3 protein-coding genes and 1 pseudogene are annotated in these 3,414 nt (G+C 33.2%); 2 read left to right on the forward strand and 2 right to left on the reverse strand.

Annotated features, from left to right (window positions below):
• On the reverse strand, nt 1–1,414 hold a 1,414-nt coding region (locus ACIQ2S_RS12200), incomplete at its 3' end, for a hypothetical protein (protein WP_396176383.1).
• A gap of 526 nt (nt 1,415–1,940) precedes the next feature.
• Nucleotides 1,941–2,456, reverse strand: coding sequence for a DUF2892 domain-containing protein (locus tag ACIQ2S_RS12205; RefSeq protein WP_396176385.1), 516 nt, complete (start codon nt 2,454–2,456; stop codon nt 1,941–1,943).
• A gap of 157 nt (nt 2,457–2,613) precedes the next feature.
• Here ACIQ2S_RS12205 and rpmH point away from each other — a divergent pair, with 157 nt between their 5' ends.
• Both rpmH and ACIQ2S_RS12215 read left to right on the forward strand, forming a co-directional pair.
• Nucleotides 2,614–2,775, forward strand: a complete 162-nt coding sequence (gene rpmH, locus ACIQ2S_RS12210; protein ID WP_026710894.1) for a 50S ribosomal protein L34 — start codon at nt 2,614–2,616, stop codon at nt 2,773–2,775.
• Nucleotides 2,776–2,874: 99 nt separating this feature from the next.
• Nucleotides 2,875–3,414 (forward strand): annotated as a pseudogene (locus ACIQ2S_RS12215) (carbamoyl-phosphate synthase large subunit); the annotation flags it as partial.

Raw genomic sequence — 3,414 nt, forward strand, 5'->3', positions numbered from 1 at the left:
CAAAACTTGAAACTCCTAAAGTATTTTTATGTACATATAAATTATCGTAATAAACTGTACCTAAATTAGTAGAAATTATAAATTGCACTAAGTCGTTTCTATTAGCACTTCCACCACCTGCAATTGAAAAGTTAGAGAACGGAATATCCAAAGATATCCAAGTTCCAGGATTAGGATTAGTAAGGAAGTTAGCATTTGTTACAGAAAATTCGATAGCGTTTGCTTCACCAGTTCCGTTGTTCCAATTAGAAAATTTTACATTAAAACTCTTATCTAAAGTTGGACTATCAGTATATATATCCATATGGAAATGAGTGAATGTAGTTGCGTTAAATCTACCTGCTAAAAATGATACACCTTCGCATGGAGAACCTGTGACAACATTTGTGTTATTACCGGCAACCTGCAATAAAGAAGTATTCATTGGACACCATGAAGTGTTAAATGTATTGTCGTTGGACGGTTGGCCATCTACTCCAGCATAATTCAAAGTTGCAATAGGAGCATAGGCATCACTAAAAATTGATTTTACATCTGCTGCTGGTCTTGCAGGAGGTGTAGGTGCTGCCACAGCAGGTCCAACAACGGCAAAGTTAACAGTATAAGTTTTAGTAATTAAAGTGTTTTGCGAAGTTACAACAACGGTAGCACTTCCTGGCAAAGCAGTAGCTTGTGTAGTTACTTTTGTTGCTGCAGGATCAACTGTGGTTGAGGACGTTATTTGCGGAATTGTTGTTGTTCCATTTTGTAAATTTACGTTGTACACTGTTGTTGCAGATCCAAATCCTGCCACAGTTACACCGTTTACTTTTAAATCACTTAAATCAGCATTAGCACCTGCTGCAACCGGATTTTTCCAAAAATAGATGTTATCCAAATAGATTGTAATTGGAGTAGCACTTCCAGCTCCATTGGCTGCAAATTTTAATTGAAATACAGAATTCCAGGTCATTCCTGTAAAGGCACTTTTTGGAATGTCAATACTAGTCCATGTGCCACTTGTAAAAGGAATAGTAACTAGTGTTTCTGATGCACCGGTGCCATTGTTGATTGGACTTACTTGTAAAGTAGAGAGAGCTGGATTAGCACTTGTCCATACATCTACATGTAAAAATTCCATGTTGGCTGCATTTGTTGTAGTTAACTCAGTCCCCTGATAATTAAAAGTTGGATAAGCTAGGGCAAGATTTTGTCCTGCTCCGGTGACCCCAGTCGGATTAAATGCAGGATTAACACAACAGAATCCAGATTGACCCCAATTTGGATTAAAGTTTGTAGCAATAGAAGTGTATGTTTCACCATAAATAGAAACAACATCTGCCGGAGCTTTAGTCGGAGTTGGTGCGTTTGTAGTTGGTTGCGAAAAAGCCAACAAACTCGACAAAGCAAAAATTAAAAGAGTAATTTTTTTCATATTAAATATTTTTTTAGTTAATAAATGATAATTTCAAATTTAATCAATATATTTTTTAAACATGTCATAATTATTATATAGAAACTATACAGTAGTAAGCATTTTCTTTTTTTTGTAAAAGGAGCAGTATTATTGACTAGATTGCTTATAAACAGTAAGTTTTATTGCGTCACTATAAAGATTAAAATTTATTTTGTATAGTCAATGTATAGTTTTTACTAAGTGATTTCACGATGCTATAACGTTTTCGAAATCATTTTTTTGCTGAAATAGTAATAAATTGACAAAGTTTAAGAAAGGGAGCAATTCATATAAAAGGCATGCAGTATGATAATTGCTGGTAAATATTTAAATCTGTGTAAGTTCTTAGTTCAATTTTTTACTGAACCGAGGTAGTCAAAAGCATTTACTTTTTTATATACCAACGATTTATCCTACTTATTTTTTTTAAGAATGAAATTAGTATAAAAAAAATCGTTTTAATGACTTAAAACGATTTTTCTATTTAATCTATGGTGAAGGGTTTTTAAATTTTCTTCAATTGCTGTTTCATCATGGCAATTTGATCCTTCAACATTTTCTGTTTGTCAAGTTTGATTGTTTCATTCAAGAGGGTGGTTGCTTCAATTTTTCTTCTTCTGGACATCGCAATACCGGCAAGATTCAATTTTGCTACAGCTAAATCCATATCCATTGACAATCCCAATTCAATCGCTTTTCTGAAAAACTTCTCGGCTTGATTTAAATTTGTTTGAGAAACCATTAATCCGTTAAGATAATTGTAATAACCTTGTTGCTTTTTTACAAGTGCAGTTTCCGGATTTTTTATTTTGTTGAGCCATTTTTGTGCCCCCGGAAAGTCTTGTTTACGTAACCGAAAGAAAGCTAGAAGAATTAATTCATTTTTAAAATAGAGGAAAATTGGAAAAATAGTTAATAGTACAAGAAAAATTCCGTTTCCTATTTCACCTTCTGTAAATTGCCAAATGGCTGTTATTACAAGTATAGCGGAAAAAACTAATTTTATATTTTTATTATACATGATAAGGTTAAATTATTGTGATTGCAAAGGTATGAAAATGAATTGAAAATATTTTTATAAAACTGCTTGTGAGAAAAAAAAGTCTTTGTATATTTGCACTCGGTTTTTGAGAGACCGAATTGCGTTTTAAAAATAATCAGAATTAAAGATATCAGTAATGAGTAAGAGAACATTTCAACCATCGAAAAGAAAAAGAAGAAATAAACACGGGTTTATGGATAGAATGGCTACTGCTAATGGTAGAAAAGTCCTTGCTCGCAGAAGAGCTAAAGGAAGACATAAGTTAACTGTTTCTTGCGAACCAAGACATAAAAAATAATGATCGTAGTATCATAAATAAAGGCGTTACTTTTTTTAGTAACGCCTTTTTTTTGTAAATTGTCATTTAATATATTTTAAACTTTTATAATACAATACAATGCCAAAAGATAATTCAATAAAATCGGTTTTAATTATTGGTTCGGGACCCATCGTCATTGGTCAAGCATGTGAATTTGATTATGCAGGATCTCAATCTGCTCGATCTCTCCGCGAAGAGGGAATTGAAGTAATCCTTATAAATTCAAATCCGGCTACGATTATGACCGATCCTTCAATGGCGGATCATATATATTTATTGCCGTTGACTACCAAGTCGATTATTCAAATTTTAAAACTGCACCCTACTATCGATGCGGTTTTACCAACAATGGGCGGACAAACAGCTTTAAATCTTTGTTTGGAAGCAGATGAGAAGGGCATTTGGAAGGATTTTGATGTACGTTTAATTGGTGTTGATATTAATGCCATAAATATAACAGAAGACAGAGAGCAATTTAAACAATTGTTACAAAGAATAGGCGTAGGTGCAGCTCCTGCAAAAATTGCAACTTCTTTTTTGAAAGGAAAAGAAATCGCTCAAGAATTTGGATTTCCTTTAGTAATTCGACCTTCATTTACTCTTGGCGGAACCGGTGCT

It is taken from the genome of Flavobacterium sp., from assembly GCF_044371705.1.
GTDB lineage: Bacteria > Bacteroidota > Bacteroidia > Flavobacteriales > Flavobacteriaceae > Flavobacterium.